Origin of the sequence: Pseudomonas sp. MPB03 (assembly GCF_046605385.1) — a bacterium.
GTDB classification, from domain to species: domain Bacteria; phylum Pseudomonadota; class Gammaproteobacteria; order Pseudomonadales; family Pseudomonadaceae; genus Aquipseudomonas; species Aquipseudomonas zanjanensis.
In genome coordinates this window covers 3832716-3854115 of the sequence record NZ_CP176770.1, presented here as the reverse complement: position 1 = coordinate 3854115, position 21400 = coordinate 3832716, and the positions used below count along the sequence as shown (strand labels likewise).

The following is a 21400-nucleotide window of genomic DNA, read 5'->3' as shown; positions in this document are numbered from 1 at the left end:
GCGGTGGGCAGCGTCAGGGAAATCGTGGTGCCGGGCAATGCGATCCCGGACGGCTGTACGCGGATCACCCCGGACATGTTGCCCCTGGCCGACCTGGACCAGGACGCCATCGACCGGGTCGTGGCCACGGTGCCGGGCGGCGTGACGAATGTGCAGGATATCTACGCCCTGGCGCCGTTGCAGGAGGGGATTCTCTATCACCACCTTGCCGCGGAGCAGGGCGATCCCTACGTGTTGCAGGTGCTGTTCGGCTTTGACAACCGCGAACGGCTGCAAGCCTTCGCCCAGGCCTTGCAGAGCGTGGTGTCGCGTAATGACATCTTGCGCACCAGCATGGTCTGGCAAGGCCTGGAAGCACCGGTGCAGGTGGTATGGCGCCATGCGACCCTGGGCCTCGAAGAGATCGAGGTAGACCCGGCGGGGGGCGAGGTGGTGCAGCAACTGCACGGGCGTTTCGATCCACGTCACTACCGTCTCGACATCGCCCAGGCACCGCTGATGCGCTTTGCCTTTGCCCAGGATGTGGCGAATCAGCGCTGGGTCGGCATGCTGTTGTTCCATCACATGGCGTTGGACCACACCGCGCTGGAAGTCGTGGTGCACGAGATGCAGGCCAGTCTCCTGGGCCAGGCGCACTTGCTTTCGCCTGCCGTGCCGTATCGCAACCATGTGGCGCAGGCGCGACTGGGGGTCAGTCGTGAGCAGCACGAAGGATTTTTCCGCGAGATGCTCGGCGATATCGATGAACCCACGTTGCCGTTCGGCTTGCAGGATGTGCAGGGGGATGGCAGCGGTATCGAAGAAGCGCATCAGGACGTGGACGCCGCGCTGGCGCAGCGCCTGCGGGCCCAGGCCCGTCAACTCGGTGTGAGCGCGGCAAGCCTGGTTCACTTGGCCTGGGGGCACGTGGTCGGGCGGGTTTCGGGCCGTGAAGAGGTGGTGTTCGGTACCGTACTGATGGGACGGATGCAGGGCGGCGACGGGGCCGATCGGGCCCTGGGGATGTTTATCAATACGCTGCCATTGCGCGTCAGTGTCGGCGCTCAAGGCGCCCGCGCCGGTGTCAGGGCGACCCATGGCCGATTGTCGGCCTTGCTGGGACACGAGCACGCCTCGTTGTCCCTGGCTCAGCGTTGCAGCGGCGTACCGACCTCGCTGCCGTTGTTCAGCACCTTGCTGAATTATCGACACAGTTCGGCTGAAACCGCGTCGGACCAGGCCATCTCGGCCTGGCAGGGGATGCAAACCCTGCACATGGAAGAACGCACCAACTATCCGTTGTGCCTGAATGTGGACGACCTGGGCGAAGGCTTCCGGTTCACCGCTCAGGCAGTGGTCGAAGTGGGTGCCCGGCGTGTCTGCGGTTACATGCACACGGCGCTGGAAAGCCTGGTGGCGGCATTGGAGCAGACGCCTGAACGGGCGTTGCGTGAATTGCCGATTGTGCCGGCAGCAGAGCGCGAACAGTTGCTGGTGGACTTCAACGCCACCCATGCCGACTATCCGCGAGAGCAGACGATCCATGGCCTGTTCGAAGCCCAGGTACTGCGCACGCCGGATGCCGTGGCGGTGCGTCATGGACGACAACAGCTCAATTATCGCGAGCTCAATGGCCTCGCTAACCGCTTGGCCCATTACCTGCGCAAGCAAGGCGTGGAGCCGGATTCGCGGGTGGCGATCTGTGTCGAGCGCGGCATCGACATGGTCGTGGGGCTGCTGGCGATTCTCAAGGCCGGCGGCGGTTATGTGCCACTGGATCCGGCGTACCCGCTGGACCGTATTGCCTACATGCTGGAGGACAGCGCCCCGGCGGCGATCCTGGTGCAAGGCACCACGCGCCGCTTGCTGGGCGAGACGGCGGTGCCGATGATCGACCTCGACAAGGGTGTCTGGCAGGACGAGGCAGCGCCCAATTCGCAGGTACCGGGGCTGACCTCGTCGCACTTGGCCTACGTGATCTACACCTCCGGTTCGACCGGTCTGCCTAAAGGCGTGATGATCGAACACCGCAACACAGTGAACTTCCTGACCTGGGCCCATCGTTCGTTCGATGCGCAAACCTTGGCTAAAACCCTGTTCTCGACCTCGCTGAACTTCGACCTAGCCGTCTACGAGTGCTTCGCGCCGCTGACCTCGGGTGGCCGCATCGACGTGGTCACTAATGTGCTGGAACTGCAACAGGGCGAGCACGACATCACCTTGATCAACACCGTGCCGTCGGCGCTCAAGGCCTTGCTGGAGTCCGGCGGGTTGGGCGAGGGTGTCGATACGGTGAACGTCGCAGGGGAAGCGCTCAAGCGCAGCCTGGTGGAAGCGTTGTTCGAACAGACCCAGGTCAAGCGCCTGTGCAACCTCTACGGCCCTTCGGAAACCACGACCTATTCAAGCTGGGTGTCGATGGCCCGCGAAGACGGGTTTGCCGCACATATCGGCAAACCGGTGGCGAATACCCAGTTCTATTTGCTTGATGAGCACAAACAACCCGTGCCGCTGGGCGTGCCGGGTGAAATCTATATCGGTGGCGCCGGGGTCGCTCGCGGTTATCTCAATCGTGATGACCTGACGGCTGAGCGCTTTCTGAAAGATCCATTCAGCAAGGTTCCCAATGCCCGCATGTACAAAACCGGCGACTTGGGTCGCTACCTGCCGGACGGCAACATCGAATACCTGGGCCGCAACGACGATCAGGTGAAGATTCGTGGTTTCCGCATCGAGTTGGGCGAGGTCGAAGCCAAGCTCGCTCAACACGAGGCCTTGAACGAAGCCGTGGTCCTGGCCCGTGAAGACGTGCCAGGCGACAAGCGCCTGGTGGCCTATTTCACCCTGCATTCGCCCGTAGACATCGAAGCGCTGCGCACGCACCTGCAAGCGCAGTTGCCGGCCTATATGGTGCCCGCTGCCTACGTGCGCCTGGATGCATTGCCACTGACCCCTAACGGCAAGCTCGACCGCAAGGCCCTGCCTGCACCGGACCTCGATGCCGTCATCTCCCGTGGCTACGAGGCCCCGCAAGGCGCGGTCGAAACCACCCTGGCGCAGATCTGGCAAGACCTGCTGGGCCTGCAACAGGTCGGTCGTCATGACCAGTTCTTCGAACTGGGAGGCCACTCGTTGCTGGCGATTCAATTGATTTCCCAGGTGCGCCTGCGCCTGGGTGTGGAGTTGGGCCTGACCGAACTGTTCGCCCAGCCTCAGCTCATGGGCTTGGCACAAGCAGTGGCCCGGGCCGGGCGCAGCACATTGCCGGAGATCGTCCGGGTTTCTCGAACAGATGACTTGCCCTTGTCGTTCGCCCAGCAGCGCCTGTGGTTCCTGGCACAGATGGAAGGGGCCAGCGCGGCCTACCATATCCCCGCCGGGCTGCGCTTGCGCGGTGTGCTGGACCGTCTCGCCTTGCAGCGGGCGCTGGATCGTATTGTCGCCCGTCACGAGGCCCTGCGTACCACCTTCGTGCAGGCGCGGGGCGAGGAGGCTCGGCAGTGCATCGCGCCCGCCGACGTCGGCTTCGCGCTGCTGCACCATGACCTCAGCGGCCAGGCCGATGCCGAGGGCCAACTGCACGCGCTGGCGGCACAGGAAGCCACCGACACCTTTAGCCTGGAACATGGTCCGTTGATCCGGGGCCGCCTGATCCGCCTCGGCAGCGAGGACCATGTGTTGCTGCTGACCATGCACCACATTGTTTCGGACGGCTGGTCCATTGGTGTGTTGATCAAGGAATTGACGGCGCTTTATGAAGCGTTTCGTCATGACCTGGACGATCCACTGCCGGCCCTGGCGGTGCAGTACGGCGACTACGCTGTCTGGCAGCGTCGCTGGTTGAGCGGCGAGGTGCTGCAAACCCAGAGCGATTACTGGCGGCAAGCCCTGGCCGATGCGCCAGCCTTGTTGATTTTGCCCACCGACCGCGCGCGTCCTGCGCAGCAGGACTATGCCGGGGCGACATTGCCCGTGGTCTTCGACGCTGATCTGACCGCGAGCCTCAAGGTCCTGAGCCAGCGCCATGGCGTCACGCTGTACATGACAATGATGGCTGCCTGGGGCGCGTTGTTGAGCCGGCTTTCGGGCCAGGATGAAGTGGTGATCGGCTCGCCGGTGGCCAACCGCACGCGGTCGGAAGTCGAAGGGCTGATCGGTTTCTTCGTCAACACCCTGGCCGTGCGCGTCGATGTCTCGGGGGCGCCGACCGTGGAAACCTTGCTGGCCCGGGTCAAGACCCAGGCCCTGGGTGCCCAGGCGCATCAGGACTTGCCATTCGAACAAGTGGTGGAAGTGCTCAAGCCGGTACGCAGCCTGGCCCATAGCCCGCTGTTCCAGGCCATGCTGTCGTGGCAGACCCACGACAACACTGAACTGGTGCTGGGGGATTTGAAACTCGAAGGTCTGGGTGCGGCAAGCAACGTCGCCAAATTCGACGTGTCCCTGGAGCTGGGCGAGATCCAAGGGCAGATGTTTGGGGCCCTCGAATACGCCACGGCGTTGTTCGACGCGTCCACGGTACAGCGTTATATCGGCTACTTCGAGCATCTGTTGCGGGCCATGGTCGCCAGTGACCAGACCCAGGTCGAGCGGATCGCGCTGCTGGACAACGTCGAACTTGAGCATTTGCTGGCAGGTCTCAACGCGACCCAGGTCGCGTACCCGCGTGAACAGACGATCCACCGGTTGTTCGAAGCCCAGGTCGAGGCTCGACCGGACGCCATCGCCGTCGTGTTCGGTGATGAGCGCCTGAGTTATGCCGAACTGAACCGCCAGGCCAACCAGGTGGCCCATCACCTGATCGGCCTGGGTATTCGCCCGGATGACCGGGTGGCGATCTGCGTCGAACGCGGTGCCGAAATGCTCATCGGCCTGTTGGCCATTCTCAAGGCCGGTGCCGGTTACGTGCCGCTCGACCCGGCGTTTCCGGCCGAACGGTTGGCCTACATGCTCGCCGACAGTGCCCCGGTGGCGTTGTTGAGCCAACATGAACTGCAAGGTCGACTGCCCGCATTGGCAGTGCCGGTGGTGCTGCTCGACCGTGCCGAGCGCGTGCGTTGCGGGATTGCCGGCGGTCGTGACGACAATCCACTCGTTGCCTCCCTGGGCGCGCGCCACCTGGCCTACGTCATCTACACCTCGGGCTCCACTGGCCATCCCAAAGGGGTGATGATCGAACACCGGGGTTTGGTCAACTATTGCCTCGATGCGATCCGTTTGTTCGGCCTGACGCCGGCAGACACGGTACTGCAGCAGAACACCCTGAACTTCGATCTGTCGGTGGAAGAGATCTTCCCGGCGTTGCTGGCCGGCGCCACCCTGGCGCCCACCCGGCAGCTGTTCGGCAGCGCCGAGTTGCAACAAAACGGCGATATTCGCCCGACCTTCCTGCACCTGACGGCGGCCCATTGGCATACCCTCGCCGCCGAGTGGCACAGCACGCCGGCCCAGGCACGGGACCATTTGCGCGACGTGCGGCTGATCAATGTCACCGGTGACGCCTTGTCGACGCAGAAATTGCAGATGTGGGACGCGGTTCGTCCCGCCCATACCCGATTGGTCAACACCTATGGCCCGACCGAGGCCACCGTGTCCTGCACGGCCGCCTACATGGAACATGATGCGGTCGATGGCATCCTCGGCAATGCCAGCATCGGCAGGCCGATGGCCAATACCCGCATCTACCTGCTCGATGAGCACCGCCAGCCGGTGCCGTTCGGGGTGGTGGGGGAGATCTTCATCGGAGGCGACGGTGTGGCGCGCGGTTACCTGAACCTGGACGCCATCAGCGCCGAACGCTTCCTGGCCGACCCGTTCAGCGACCAGCCCGATGCGCGCATGTACAAGACCGGTGACCTGGCCCGTTATCGTCCGGACGGACGCCTTGAATACCTGGGCCGTAACGACTTCCAGGTCAAGGTGCGCGGCTTCCGTATCGAACTGGGCGAGATCGAGGCCCGGCTGGGCGACTGTACCGGGGTCAAGGAAGCTGCGGTGATCGTGCGCGAAGACACCCCGGGCGACAAACGCCTGGTGGCCTACGTGGTGCCGCAGTCCGGAACGAGCCTGAGCGCGGCGACCCTGCGCGCGCAGTTGTCGACGCAATTGGCTGAATACATGCTGCCCGGCGCGTTCGTCAGCCTGGCTGCGCTGCCGCTGACGCCGAACCGCAAGCTCGACCGCCAGGCCCTGCCGGCGCCCGATGCCCAGGCGTATGCCAGCCGCACCCATGAAGCACCTCAAGGCAACACTGAAGTCGTCCTGGCGCAGATCTGGCAAACCCTGCTCAAGGTCGAGTCGGTGGGCCGTCACGATCATTTCTTCGAACTCGGTGGGCATTCCTTGCTGGTGATGCGCTTGATCGCCCAGGTGCGCGAGCAATTGGGCGTGGAGCTGAACCTGAGCGATGTCTTTGCCCAACCCCAATTGAGCGCGCTGGCCCAGGTGCTCTCCCAGGCGACACGCAGCACCCGGCCCGGCATTGTGCCGGTGTCCCGCGAACAAGCATTGTCGTTGTCGTTCGCCCAGCAGCGCCTCTGGTTCCTGGCGCAACTGGATGGCACCAGTGCGGCGTATCACATCCCCACTGGCCTGCGCTTGCGAGGCGCGCTGGATACGTCGGCGCTCACCCGCGCACTGGATCGTATCGTGGCCCGCCACGAGGCCTTGCGTACCACGTTTGTACAGGCGCAGGGGCAGGACGTGGAGCAGCGCATCGCCCCGGCCGATGTCGGTTTTGCGTTGCAGTTGCAGGCCTTGGCAGGGCACGCGGACGCCGAAACCGAACTGCTGGTCCTGGCCGAGGAAGAAGCTCGCCAGGCCTTCGACCTGGCCCACGGCCCACTTGTACGTGGCCGACTGGTGCGGATGGCGGACGATGATCACGCGCTGCTGCTGACCCTGCACCATATCGTCTCCGATGGCTGGTCCGCCGATCTGCTGACCCATGAGTTGGGCGTGCTGTACGAAGCGTTCCGTCAGGGGCAGGACGATCCATTGCCGGTGTTGCCGATTCAGTACGCGGACTATGCCCTTTGGCAGCGGCGCTGGCTCACCGGGGAGGTCCTGGCCGAACAGGAACGCTACTGGCAGCAGGCCCTGGCCGACGCACCGGCCTTGTTGACGTTGCCCACCGATCGGCCACGGCCCGCGCAGCAAGATCACGCCGGCGCCGCGGTGGGGATCGTCCTCGACGAAAACCTGACCCAAGACCTCAAGGCGTTGAGCCAACGCCATGGCGCCACCTTGTTCATGACGGTCATGGCCGCCTGGGCCACGGTGCTCAGTCGCCTGTCCGGCCAGCACGACGTGGTCATCGGTACGCCGGTGGCTAACCGTATGCACGCGGAAGTCGAGGGTTTGATCGGCCTGTTCGTCAACACGCTGGCGCTGCGCGTCGATGTGGCGGACGGACTGACGGTGCAAGCCTTGCTGCAACAGGTGAAGGCCCGGACCCTGGACGCCCAGGCGCACCAGGACCTGCCGTTCGAGCAGGTGGTGGAAGTGGTCCGGCCCTTGCGCAGCCTGTCCCATAGCCCGGTGTTCCAGGCCATGCTGTCCTGGCAGAACAGCGAAGCCACGGGGTTGGAACTGGGTGACATGTCGCTGCAAGGGCTGGGCGTGACCAGCCGCACCGCGAAGTTCGACGTGTTGCTGGACATGGCCCTGATCGATGGTCGCCTGTTCGGGGCGTTGGAATACGCCACGGCGCTGTTCGACCCGGCCACGATGGAACGTTACCTCGGCTACTTGGAGTGCGTATTGCGGGCCATGGTGGCTGATGAACAGACCCTCGTGGCTCAGATCCCGTTGCTGGCTGACAACGAGCGTCATCAACTGCTGGAAACGCTCAATGCCACGGCGGTCGATTATCCGCAGGGCCTGACCTTGCACGGCCTGTTCGAGGCCCGGGTCGCGGCCTGCCCGGACGCGGTCGCCGTGGTCTCCGGCGAGGCGCAACTGAGTTATGCGCAACTCAACGAGCGCGCCAACCAGATTGCCCATCGCCTGCTGGAACTGGGCATTCGCCCGGATGACCGCGTGGCGATCTGTGCCGATCGCAGCCTGGACATGGTCGCGGGCCTGCTGGGCATTCTCAAGGCCGGCGCGGCGTATGTGCCGCTGGACCCGGATTATCCCCGCGAGCGCCTGGCCTACATGCTGGAAAACAGCGCGCCCATGGTGGTGCTGACCCAGCGCGCGTTGCAGGCGAGCCTGCCGGCTACCCAGGCGCGGACCCTGTTGCTGGATGAGGCGGACGGTTTCTCGACGCAGCCCACCGACAATCCGCAGGTCGAGGGCCTGCATGCCCATCACCTGGCCTATGTCATCTACACCTCGGGTTCCACCGGCCTGCCCAAGGGCGTGATGAACGAACACGGCGGGGTGGTCAACCGGCTGCTGTGGATGCAGGACGAATACGGTTTGAGCGCCGCGGACGCGGTGCTGCAAAAGACCCCGTTCAGCTTCGACGTGTCGGTGTGGGAATTCTTCTGGCCGCTGTTCAGCGGCGCGCGGTTGGTGATGGCCCGTCCGGGTGGGCATCGCGACCCGGCGTACCTGCGCGAAGTGATCCAGGCCCAAGGCATCACCACGCTGCATTTCGTGCCGTCGATGCTCGATGTGTTCCTGGCCCATGGCGAGGCGAGCGCCTGCGCGGGGCTGGTGCGGGTGATGTGCAGCGGCGAGGCCTTGCCGGGGCACTTGGTGCGGCGCTTCAAGGCGCAACTGCCCCGCACCGGCCTGTACAACCTGTACGGCCCGACCGAAGCGGCGGTGGACGTGACGGCATGGGATTGCACGGGGGCAGACACCCCGGACAGCACGCCCATCGGCAAGCCGATTGCCAACACGCGGATCTACCTGCTCGATGACCATCAACAACCGGCGCCCCTGGGCGTGGCCGGTGAGATTTACATCGGCGGGGTGCAGGTGGCGCGGGGTTACCTGAACCGTCCGGAATTGACCGTCGAGCGTTTCCTGCGGGATCCGTTCAGCGACTTGGTGAATGCCCGGATGTACCGCACCGGTGACCTGGGTCGTTACCTGCCGGACGGCAACATCGAGTACCTGGGGCGCAACGATGACCAGGTGAAGATCCGTGGTTTCCGCATCGAATTGGGCGAGATCGAAGCCAAATTGGCGCAACACGAGGCGGTGAAGGAAGCCGTGGTGCTGGCCCGTGAAGATGCGCCGGGCGAGAAACGCCTGGTGGCTTATTTCACCCCGCACTCAGTGGATGACATGGCGGATATCGAGGCCCTGCGTACCCATCTGCTAGGGCAACTGCCGGAGTACATGGTGCCGACCGCCTACGTGCGGCTCGATGCACTGCCGCTGACGCCCAATGGCAAACTCGACCGCAAGGCGCTGCCGGCACCGGACCTGGACGCGGTGATTACCCGCGACTACGAGGCACCGCAGGGCAGCGTCGAAACGACGCTGGCGCAGCTGTGGGCCGAGTTGCTCCAGGTCGAGCGGGTGGGGCGTCACGACCACTTCTTCGAACTGGGCGGCCACTCGTTGCTGGCGGTCACGCTGATCGAACGCATGCGTCAGGTGGGCCTGAGCGCCGATGTGCGCGTGCTGTTCGGTCAGCCGACGTTGGCGGCATTGGCGGCGGCCGTAGGGGGGACCACGGAGATTGTGGTGCCGGTCAACGGCATTACCCACGGTTGCGCACGCATTACGCCGGACATGCTGCCGCTGGCCGATCTGACTCAAGAGGAGATCGAACAGGTTGTCGCAGCGGTGCCGGGCGGCGTCAGTAACGTTCAAGACATCTATGCCCTGGCGCCGCTGCAAGAAGGCATCCTGTATCACCACCTGGCTTCGCAGCAGGGTGATCTCTATGTGCAGCAGGCCACCTTCAAGTTCAAGGACCGCGCCCGGCTGGATGCCTTTGTCGACGCGTTGCAAGGCGTCATCGACCGCCACGACATCTTGCGCACCGCCGTGCTCTGGGAAGGTCTGCGCGAGCCCGTGCAAGTGGTCGTTCGCCAGGCACAACTGATTCTGGAGGCGTGTGTTTTCCAACCGGGCCATGACGTCACCGCGCAATTGCTCGAACGTTTCGACCGGCAACACGCGCGTCTCGATGTCCGCCAGGCACCGCTGATGCGCCTGGCATTCACCCATGATGCCGCCAACCAGCGCTGGATCGCCATGCTGCTGTTCCATCACATGGCCCTCGACCACACGGCGCTGGAAGTGGTGCAACACGAGATGCAGGCGCACCTGCTGGGCCACGCAGACCAATTGGGCGCAGCGGTGCCGTTCCGCAACTACGTGGCCCAGGCCCGCTTGGGCGTGAGCCGTGAGGAACATGAAGGGTTCTTCCGCGACATGCTCGGTGACATCGAGGAACCCACCTTGCCGTTCGGCTTGCTGGACGTGCGCGGCGACGGTAGCGATATCGAAGCCGCCGGACTCAACCTCGCCGCCGACCTGAGCCGCCGTCTGCGAGCCCAGGCCCGTCAGCTGGGCGTGAGCGCCGCGAGCCTGCATCACCTGGCCTGGGCGCAGGTCCTGAGTATCGTGTCCGGCAAGCCGGACGTGGTCCTTGGCACCGTGCTGATGGGGCGGATGCAGGGCGGCGAGGGGGCCGACCGTGCCCTGGGCATGTTCATCAATACGTTGCCGTTGCGAGTGGATATCGGTACCCAAGGCGTGCGTGATGGGGTGAAAGCCACCCACGCTCGCTTGACCGATCTGCTGGGGCACGAGCACGCCTCGTTGTCCCTGGCCCAGCGTTGCAGCGGCGTCGCCGCGCCGCTGCCGTTGTTCAGTGCCTTGCTCAATTATCGGCACAGCGCAATGGGCACGGCTTCGAGCGAGGCGTTCGCCGCCTGGGAGGGCATCGAGGCCCTGGGCAGCGAAGAGCGCACCAACTATCCATTGACCTTGTCGGTGGATGACCTGGGCGAAGGTTTCAGCGTGTCGGCGCTGGCGGTGCCGCAGATCGGTGCGCAACGGATGTGTGTCTACATGAACATTGCCCTGGAACATCTGGTGGAGGCGTTGGAGCAAGCGCCGCAAACCCCGTTGAACAGCGTGTCGATCCTGCCGTCGGCCGAGCGTCGACACGTGCTGGTGGATTTCAATGCCACCACCCGGCGCTATCCCCAGGACAGGACCGTCCACGGCCTGTTCGAGGCGCAGGCCCAGGAACGTCCGCAAGCCATTGCCGCCGTACACAATGCGCAACGCCTGACCTATGCCGAATTGAACCGCCGGGCCAATCGCCTGGCCCGTCATCTGGTCGGCCTTGGTGTGCAACCGGGCGATCGGGTGGCGATTGCACTGGAGCGCTCCATCGAGCTGCTGGTCAGCCAACTGGCGATCCTCAAGTGTGCTGCCGCCTACGTACCGCTGGATGTCAGCGCGCCGCTGGAGCGGCAACAGTTCATGGTGCAGGACAGCGACACCCAGGTTCTGCTGGCGCTGAGCACGGCTGATGTTCCCGGGAATACGCTGCGCGTGGACCTGGACCAGCTCGTGCTGGATGAGGTCTGCGATGACCTTGGCCTGGTGCAAAGCTCCGAATCAGTGGCCTACATCATGTACACCTCCGGTTCCACCGGCACCCCGAAAGGTGTGCTGGTTCCCCATCGGGCGATCAACCGGTTGGTGATCAACAACGGCTACGCCGATTTCAACGCCCAGGACCGGGTCGCCTTCGCCTCCAACCCGGCGTTCGACGCCAGCACCCTCGATGTCTGGGCACCGTTGCTCAATGGCGGTTGCGTGGTGGTGGTCGACCAGGACGTGCTGCTGTCCCAGGCGGATTTCCACGCGCTGTTGCTCGAACAATCGGTCAGCGTGCTGTGGATGACCGCCGGCCTGTTCCATCAATACGCCGCCGGGCTGATGAGGGTGTTCGCCCAATTGCGCTACCTGATTGTCGGCGGCGACGTGCTCGACCCGGCGGTGATCGGCCGCGTCCTGAAGGAAGGCGCGCCGGCTCATCTGCTCAACGGCTACGGCCCGACCGAAGCCACCACCTTCACCACCACCCACGAGATCAAAATCGTGGGCGAGGGCGGTATTCCCATCGGTCGTCCGATTGGCAATACCCGAGTCTATGTGCTGGACGTCAATCGTCAGCCAGTGCCCATCGGCGTGGCGGGCGAGTTGTACATCGGTGGCGACGGCGTGGCGAAAGGGTATTTGAATCGCCCTGGGCTGACCGCCGAGAAGTTCGTCGCCGACCCGTTCAATGCCGATCCGGATGCGTTGCTGTACCGCACCGGCGACCTAGCGCGCTGGCGTGCGGACGGCACGGTGGATTACCTGGGACGTAACGACGACCAGGTGAAGATCCGCGGTTTCCGTATCGAACTGGGCGAGATCGAAGCCCGGTTGGCCGCGCAGGATGACGTCAAGGACGTCGTGGTGCTGGTGCGTGAAGACGTTCCGGGTGAGAAACGCCTGGTGGCGTACTTCACCCAGCACGCGGTGGAGGAGGTGCTGCCAATCGAAGACCTGCGCGGGTATTTGCACGCGCAACTGCCTGACTACATGGTGCCGGCGGCATACGTGCGGCTCGACACATTGCCGCTGACCGCCAACGGCAAACTCGACCGCAGGGCGCTGCCGGCACCGGGCCAGGAGGCCGTCGTCAGCCGTGGCTACGAGGCCCCGCAAGGCGAAGTCGAAACCCTGTTGACGCAGATCTGGCAAGACGTGCTGGGCCTGCAACAGGTCGGCCGCCACGACAATTTCTTCGAACTGGGCGGGCATTCGTTGCTGGCGGTCCGTTTGCTGGGGTTGCTGGCCCAAGCCAACCTGACGGTGTCGCTGGCCGAGCTGTTCCAGCACGAAAGCGTCGCGTCCATGGCCTTGTTGCTGCAGACCCGCACCACCGACATTCAGGTGCAGGAGGCTTTTGTACCGGTGCGCGCCACCGGCCAGCAGAATCCGCTGTTCCTGGTGCATGAGTTCAGCGGCCTGGATCTGTACTTCCCGATGCTGGGCAAACACATCGATCCGGATATTCCAGTCTATGGCCTGCCGGCCATCCCGTGGGGCGAGTCACAGCTGCAGACGATGGAGTGCCTGGCCTCGCGGCTGGTGGGCGTCATCCGCTCGGTCCAGCCCCAGGGCCCTTATCGCCTGGCCGGCTGGTCGTTCGGCGGCGTGCTGGCCTACGAGATTGCCATCCAGCTCATTGGCCTGGACGAAGAGGTCGAATTCGTCGGCCTGATCGACAGCTACCTGCCACGGTTGGTGGACCAGGGCAGGGAACGCTGGTCACCGGGTGAAGCCCACACACGGCATTTGCTGGATCGCTGCGAAGTGTTCTGGAAGGCCGGCACATTGGCTGAGGCTGACCTGGCGTCGGTGCTCGAAAAACTGGCCCATCTGCAGACCCGATTGAACGATTTCGCATTGGAAGACCTGGTGCAACTGTGTGGTGACGAAGGCCTGCTGCCCCCTGAGCTGGCCGGCTACAACGCGGCCCAGCTCTGGCAGTACCTGGATCGCGAGGTCGCCCACGGTCATGCCCTGGCCCATTACCGGGTGTATCCGATTTCCGTACCGGTGCACCTGTTGATAGCCGAGGAACGCAAGGACGATGCACCCGAGCATTCCGGCTACCTGGGTTGGGACGCTGTCCTGCCCACGACGCAAATGCACTGCGTCAAGGTCCCGGGCAACCACCAGACGATGATGCAGGCCCCACAGGTCAAGGCATTGGGCCAAGCCATCAGCGATGCACTGGGCACCGTCGCGGCACGACCAACGCCTGCGCCGAAGAACCGTTACCAGCCACTGCTGACGATCCAGGGCGGACGTGCCGACCGGGCGCCGATCTTCTGCGTGCCGGGGGCTGGCGACAGCGTGACCGGTTTTATCGGGCTGACCGACGCCTTCGGTCCGGAATGGCCTATCCACGGGTTGCAACACCGTGGACTGGACGGCAGCACCGAGCCTTTCAGTCTCGTGGAAACCGCCGCCCAGGCATATCTCGACGCAATCGACAAGGTACAACCGGAGGGGCCGGTGCATCTGCTCGGCCATTCCTTCGGTGGTTGGATCGTGTTCGAGATGGCGGCCCGCCTGAATGCTCGGGGTCGCAAGGTGGCCTCGTTGACGCTGATCGACAGTGAGTCGCCGGGCGGCAACGGCGTGGTGGGCAAGCCCTACACCGCGACGGGGGTGCTGAATCGGCTGATCGAGGCGATGCAGTTGGCGTCCGGCAAGTCCTTGGGCATCGATGCCACGGTCTTCGGCACCCAGGACGATACCGCGCAGATGCGCTTGCTGCATGCCGGCATGGTTCGGGCCGGCATGCTGCCGCAGCGCTCGGCGGTGGATGCCATGCGCGGTCCGGCGCGGGCCTTCGGTACGGCCCTGCGCACGGTCTATCAACCGCAACACCGCTACACCGGGCCGGTGCGGTTGGTGCTGGCCAATGATCCAACCCTGGACACAGCCGGCAATAAACGCGAACAGGAGCAAATGATCGAAGGATGGCGCAAGCATATCCCTGACCTCAGCATCTGGTACGGTCCGGGCAACCACTTCACGATCCTCAAGGCCCCCCACGTACACAACCTGGCAGCCTGGTGGCAAGACGGCCTGCCCATGCTCGACGAGGAGGCCGCCAGTGATTACGTATGACGGCTCTTCCTTGACGCACATCCATGGAACCCGGCGCCACGCTGGCCGGGCCTGAAATCAACGCACTCATGGTTATTTATGGAAAAGTCGAAGTTTCGAAAAATCGCTATCGTGCTCGTCCTGGTCGTGGTGGCCAGTCTGATTTTCTACAGCGCGCAATCGCCGGGCAAACCGCCGGAGTACCTGACCGCCATGGTCGAACGCACGGACATCGAAAACGCGGTATTAGCGTCCGGCACGCTCGAGGGCATCAAGCAGGTCGACGTCGGTGCCCAGGTGTCGGGCCAGTTGAAATCGCTCAAGGTCAAATTGGGCGACAAGGTCAAGAAGGGCCAATGGCTGGCGGAAATCGACCCGATGCTGGCGCAGAACTCATTGCGCCAGGCCCTGGTCAACGAGGAGAACCTGGTGGCCAAGCGGCAGGCCACGGCGGCGCAACTCAAGGACGCCAAGGCCACCTATGATCGCTACAAGAAACTGCAACCGGACGACGCGATCTCCAAGCAGGAATACGAGACCGCCGAGTCCAACTACAGGGTGGAAGAGGCGAACCTGCTCTCCCTCAATGCGCAGATAAAAGACGCCCGCATCCAAGTGGAAACCGCGCGGGTCAACCTGGCCTACACCCATATCGTTGCGCCGATCGATGGCTACGTGGTCGGGGTCGTGACGCAGGAAGGCCAGACCGTGATCGCCGAGCAACTGGCGCCGGTCCTGCTCAAGCTCGCCGACCTCGACACCATGACGGTCAAGGCGCAGGTGTCGGAAGCCGACGTGATTCACATCGTGCCTGGCCAAGAAGTGTATTTCACCATCCTGGGGGAATCGGAAAAGCGTTATTACGCCAAGCTGCGCGGCACTGAACCGGCGCCGCAGAACTTCCTCGAAACCCAGAACGCCGGGACGCCCAAGCAAAATACCGCGGTGTTCTACAACAGCCTCTTCGACGTGCCTAACCCTGACCATCGCCTGCGCATTTCCATGACGGCCCAGGTCCGTATCGTCCTCGACAAGGCCAAGGACGTGTTGACGGTTCCCGTCGCCGCCCTGGGTGCGAAAAACCAAGATGGCAGCTACGTGATCCGTGTGCTGGATGCCGAAGGCAAGGCCCAGCCGCGTAATGTGAACATGGGCATCAACAACAACGTCAGGGTCGAGATCAAGGATGGCCTGGCTGAGGGTGACAAGGTCGTCATCGGCGAGCCGATCCCGGCCGTGGCGGGAGCCTGACCATGACCCAACCATTGCTGGAACTCAAGGGCATCACCCGCAGCTTCCAGGCCGGCGAAAAGGCCTTCATCGCCCTCAAGGACATCAACCTGACGATCAATGCCGGCGAGGTGGTTGCGATTACCGGGGCGTCCGGCTCCGGCAAATCGACCCTGATGAACGTGCTTGGCTGCCTCGACCACCCGAGCGCCGGTAGCTACAAGGTGGATGGGCGCGAAACCGGTTCGATGAACGACCGTGAACTGGCGGTGTTGCGTCGTGATCACTTTGGTTTCATTTTCCAGCGCTACCATTTGCTGCCGCACCTGAGCGCCTTGCACAACGTCGAGATGCCGGCGATTTATGCCGGCGCGGCCGAGTCGCAACGGCACAGCCGTGCCGGAGAGCTGCTGAAACGCCTGGGGTTGATGGGGCATTTGAGCAATCGGCCCAACCAGCTTTCGGGTGGCCAGCAGCAGCGGGTGAGTATCGCCCGGGCCCTGATGAACGGCGGCGACATCATTCTGGCGGACGAACCCACCGGTGCGTTGGACACCACCAGCGGCAAGGAAGTGATGAAGATCCTGCTGGAGCTCAACCGGGCGGGGCACACGGTCATCATCGTGACCCACGATGAGAAAGTGGCGGCCCACGCCCAGCGCATCATCGAGATCCGCGACGGCGAGATCGTCAGTGATCGGCCCAATCCGCAACAACCCTTGGAGGATCAGTCGCCGCAAGGCACACGTCCGGCCAAGGTCAAGCCGGTGAACGGACTGCGCGCCAGCTTCGGCTTGTTCAGCGAAGCGTTCAATATGGCCTGGGTGGCGCTGATCTCGCATCGAATGCGCACCCTGTTGACCATGTTGGGCATCATTATCGGTATCACTTCGGTGGTTTCGATCGTGGCCATCGGCGAAGGGGTCAAGGCGTATGTCCTGAAGGATATCCAGGCGATTGGCAGTAATACGATCGAAATCATGCCTGGGGCTGACTGGGGGGACAGTCGCTCGACCGCTATCGAAACCCTGGTGCTGTCCGACGTCACGGCCTTGAGCGACCAGTATTACATCGACAGCGCGACGCCCAACGTTGGCCGCAATCTGCTCTTGCGGTTCGAAAACATCGACATCAATGCGACCGTCAACGGTGTCAGCGAGAGCTATTTCCAGGTTCGTGGGATCAAGATCGGCTCCGGCGTCGCGTTCAGCAAGGACGATGCCCGGCGCCAGTCACAAGTGGTGGTGATCGACCACAATACCCGCCAGCGACTGTTCCCGAACAGTGATCCGTTGGGCAAGGTGATTCTCATCGACAACCTGCCTTGTACGATCATCGGCGTGACCGAAGACCGCAAAAGCGTGTTCAACACCAACAAGAACCTGAATGTATGGATGCCCTATGAGACGGCGGCCGGCCGATTGCTGGGCCAGCGCTTCCTGGACAGCGTTACGGTGCGGATAAAGGATGGTCAGCCGAGCAAAATCGTAGAAGATCACGTCGTCAAGCTCCTGACCCAACGCCATGGCATCAAGGACTTTTTCACCTACAACCTCGACAGTGTGATGCAAACAGTGCAGAAGACCAGCCAGTCCCTGGCGCTGCTGCTCTCGTTGATCGCAATTATTTCGCTGGTGGTCGGTGGCATCGGTGTGATGAATATCATGCTCGTCTCGGTGACCGAACGTACCCGCGAGATCGGTATCCGCATGGCCGTCGGTGCACGCCAGTCGGACATCCGCCAGCAGTTCCTGGTGGAGGCGGTGATGGTGTGCCTGATGGGGGGGATGATTGGTATCGCCTTGTCGTTTGGTATCGGCTACGTCTTTTCGATCTTCGTCAAGGAGTGGCAGATGGTGTTCTCGGTGGGCTCGATCATCACCGCTGTCGTCTGTTCGACCCTGATCGGAGTCGTGTTCGGCTTCGTGCCTGCGCGCAATGCCGCGCGGCTCGATCCGATCAATGCATTGGCGCGGGATTGAGCCGGGTTGCCGGGCTCGAAGCCAGGCATGGAACCTGAAGCCAGGCACGGAACCTGAAGCCGGACATGGAACCTGTGGCCAGACATAGAACTTGTGGCGAGGGAGCTTGCTCCCGCTGGGCTGCGAAGCGGCCCTAAACCCTGGCAGCTCGGTCCGTCTGGTTGATGGAGTCGACCGTGTTGGGGCCGCTTCGCGACCCAGCGGGAGCAAGCTCCCTCGCCACAAGAATTGTGCCTGGCGCCTTATACCGCGACGCATGCTGCATGGGAGCGTGTTTCGCCAACCTTCTCGCCTGTTCGAAGCGGTCCAGCACAATGCCGACCTCGGTCTCCGTGATGGTCAAGCATGAAGCCAGATATGGAACTTGAGGCCAGGCATGGAACCTGTGGCGAGGGAGCTTGCTCCCGCTGGGCTGCGAAGCGGCCCTAAACCCTGGCAGCTCGGTCCGTCTGGTTGATGGAGTCGACCGTGTTGGGGCCGCTCCGCGACCCAGCGGGAGCAAGCTCCCTCGCCACAGGAATTGTGCCTGGCGGCTTATACCGCCACGCGTGCTGCATGGGAGCGTGTTTCGCCAACCTTCTTCACCGCCTGTTCGAAGCGGTCCAGCACCATGCCGACCTCGGTCTCGGTGATGGTCAGGGGCGGCAGGAACCGGAGCACTGCGCCATGGCGCCCGCCGGTTTCCATCATCAAGCCGTTGTCGAAACAGTTGAGCTTGATGGCATGTGCACGTGCGCCGTCAGCCTGGCCGGCGCGCTGATTGTCTGCCGGCTGGGTGATTTCCACGCCGATCATCAACCCGCGCCCACGGATGTCGCCGATGAATGGACAACGCTGTGCGATGTCCTGCAGGCCGCTCTCCAGGCGCTCGCCCATCCGCGCGGCATGGGCGACGAGATGGTCTCTGCGGATTTGCTGCATGGTCGCGGCGCCGGCAACCATTGCCACCTGATTGCCGCGGAAGGTCCCCGCATGCATGCCAGGCCCCCAGGTATCCAAGTGTTCGGCATACACGATCACCGCCAATGGGTAGCCACCGCCGATGGCTTTGGACAGCACCAGGATGTCGGGGACGATGCCGGCGTGCTCGATGGCGAAGGTGCTGCCAGTGCGTCCCAGGCCAGTCTGGACTTCGTCGACGATCAGCAAGATGTCTTGCTCCAGGGTGATTTCCCGCAGGGCCCGCAGCCAGTTGGCCGAAGCCGGGATGCAACCGCCTTCGCCTTGCACCACCTCGACGATGACCGCCGCCGGTTTGGCGACGCCGCCTTCGGGGTCCGAAAGGACGGTACGGATGTAGTCGATGGACAGTTGATCGGTGTGTTCGCCATTCGTGCCGAACGGGCATCGAAACCGATAGGGGAAGGGCAGAAAGTGCGTGCCTTGGGCAATCATGCCGTCGCCGGTCTTGGGAGACAGCTTGCCCATCGCCGACAGTGCGCCGGCCGTCATCCCATGGTAGCCGCCGTGGAACGCCATCAAGGGCGAGCGTTTGGTGTAGTGGCGGGCCAACTTGATGGCGGCCTCGACGGCATCCGAACCGCTGGGCCCGCAGAAGAGAATCTTGCTGGTGTCGCGCATTTTCGCCGGCAGCATCGAGAACAGCTCCTGCACGAACGCGTGTTTGGCCGGCGTGGCCAAGTCCAGTGCCTGCTGCAGGTGGTCGCTGTCGAGGAAGCGCATCACCGCATCCCGGACTTCGGGCGGGTTGTGCCCGAGGGCCAGTGTCCCGGCGTTCGACAGGCAATCGAGGAACTCCTGGCCGCTGGCATCCTTGATACGCATGCCCTTGCCGCTGACGAACAGTCGCTGGAAAGTCTGCGCATAGGTGCGTGCGTTCGACTCGATGTTTTCGAGGTAAGTGAGTGCTTCCATATTCGATCATCCATTGGCGATGGAAAGTGAACCGAGCGGGGGCCATTCATGCTCGACAGCAAGTGCAGCCATTACTGGGCAGGTCGAGATCATTTCAACAGGCCCCCGTCTTTATCGCGAGTTTTCCTGCCGGCAGCTGTCCCCAATTTCCACGCCAGACATCGGAACGGGCGCGCGGTTAAATAACTGCCACACGAGCCTCATCAAGCCATCGTTAATAATCTGCCACCTCCCTGAGCTGTGCCGGTGCCGGGTGCCTTGCTGTGTTTTCACCTGTAGACACCCTTAGAGAACGCTATGCATGTCTTCAAGCCCCCACCGAGCATATTACTGGTGACACTGTGTGCGGTGGCCTTGAGTGGCTGCGTATTGGGCCCTGACTATCGGGTGCCAGACGTTCCGATTGCCGCCAAGTGGCAGGCACCGGTGCCACATGGTGCGTCCGTGGCCGGGTTGACTGACTGGTGGCAGCAATTCGATGACCCGGCGTTGGCCGAACTGTTGCGCCTGGCCGAAGCCGATAGCCCGTCCATGGACCAGGCCTGGGCCAATATTTCCCTGGCCCGTGCGACCGCCGACAGTGACGCCGCCGATGCCTTGCCCAAGTTCGATGGCAGGTTGTCCGGTGGTCGAGGCGGCCAGCAGACCGGCTCTGAACGCCTGGGGGGCTCAGGTTCTTCGGCCACGATGGATGCCGCTTGGGAGCTCGATCTGTTCGGCAAGTTGCGCCGCAACAATGAAGCGGCCAGCTCCCGCGTCGAAGCACGGGTGGATGACTGGCATGACGCGCGGGTGTCGCTGGCGGCCCAAGTCGGTGATTACTACGTGCAATACCGCGGCTGCCAGAAGTTGGCACTGGCCTACCGTGACCAGGCCCAGTCACAACAAGACACTGCACGCATGACGCACCAGTCGTTCGGGGCGGGCTTCACGTCCTCCGCCGACGCGGCGCTGGCCGATGCCAGTGCCGCCAGCAGCGCCGCGACACTGGTCCAGCAGCAGAGCGAATGCCAGGTGCTGCTCAAGAGTCTGGTGGCGCTGACAGGCAGCGATGAAAGTCGATTGCTGGACGTGCTCGGCCACACACCGGCGCAACTGCCGCAACCGGCAGCACTCAATGTGCAACAGATTCCGGCCGACTTGCTGCGCCAGCGCCCGGACGTCGCTTCCAGTGAACGAGAACTGGCAGCGGCGAATGCCGAGATTGGCGTCGCCCAGGCTGATCGCCTGCCGAGCTTGAGTCTTTCCGGGACCATTTCCGTGGGCACCATGGTCGGTCAGCGCAACCGCTCCTGGTCCTTGGGCCCGGTACTGTCGATTCCGCTGTTCGATGGCGGCCAGCGTCACGCGGCGGCGGAGGGTGCCAAGGCCTCGTATGAAGCGGCTCTGGCGGTCTATCGCCAAACGCTGCGTACCGGTGTGATGGAAGTGGAGCAGGCGTTGGTGCGTCTCGATGCGGCACGTCGCCGGGAGTCGGATGTGGAACGTTCCACCGCGGGGTTCCGTGAGTCTTTCGAGGCTATCGACCGCGGTTGGCAGGCGGGCAACGTCAGCCTGCTGGACCGGGAAACCGCCCGCCGCCAGGCGCTGACCGCAGAGATTGAATTGATCACCTTGCAGCAGGATCAAGTGCGCTACTGGATTGCCCTGTACAAGGCGTTGGGAGGCGGCTGGCAGGTCGATCAGCCCCTGGCGCGGAGTCGGGCATCGGGCGGAGACGGCGCGTGAGG

General features: G+C 63.5%; 4 protein-coding genes and 2 pseudogenes. 5 read left to right on the top strand and 1 reads right to left on the bottom strand.

Features of this window, described 5'->3' with window-relative positions; all coding sequences use genetic code 11:
- Positions 1-3: 3 nt before the first annotated feature.
- From ACLH0I_RS16865 to ACLH0I_RS16850, 4 genes and pseudogenes are all read left to right on the top strand, one after another.
- Positions 4-14604, top strand: coding sequence for an amino acid adenylation domain-containing protein (locus tag ACLH0I_RS16865; RefSeq protein ID WP_411387521.1), 14601 nt, complete (start codon positions 4-6; stop codon positions 14602-14604).
- Positions 14605-14682: 78 nt separating this feature from the next.
- Entirely contained in the window at positions 14683-15834 is a 1152-nt protein-coding gene (gene macA / locus ACLH0I_RS16860) for a macrolide transporter subunit MacA (protein ID WP_411384835.1), read from the top strand.
- A gap of 2 nt (positions 15835-15836) precedes the next feature.
- Positions 15837-16524: pseudogene (locus ACLH0I_RS16855) on the top strand (ABC transporter ATP-binding protein); the annotation flags it as partial.
- A 68-nt stretch (positions 16525-16592) separates the two neighbouring features.
- Positions 16593-17795 (top strand): annotated as a pseudogene (locus ACLH0I_RS16850) (ABC transporter permease); the annotation flags it as partial.
- A 534-nt stretch (positions 17796-18329) separates the two neighbouring features.
- Here ACLH0I_RS16850 and ACLH0I_RS16845 read toward each other — a convergent pair.
- The gene (locus ACLH0I_RS16845) at positions 18330-19670 is read right to left on the bottom strand and encodes a diaminobutyrate--2-oxoglutarate transaminase family protein (RefSeq protein WP_411384834.1); all 1341 of its coding nucleotides are present in this window, start codon (positions 19668-19670) and stop codon (positions 18330-18332) included.
- A gap of 297 nt (positions 19671-19967) precedes the next feature.
- Between ACLH0I_RS16845 and ACLH0I_RS16840 the strand changes: the two genes are divergently transcribed.
- Positions 19968-21398 carry an efflux transporter outer membrane subunit gene (locus ACLH0I_RS16840; protein WP_411384833.1) on the top strand — a complete coding sequence of 477 codons (1431 nt, stop codon included), beginning with the start codon at positions 19968-19970 and terminating at the stop codon, positions 21396-21398.
- Positions 21399-21400 lie beyond the last annotated feature (2 nt).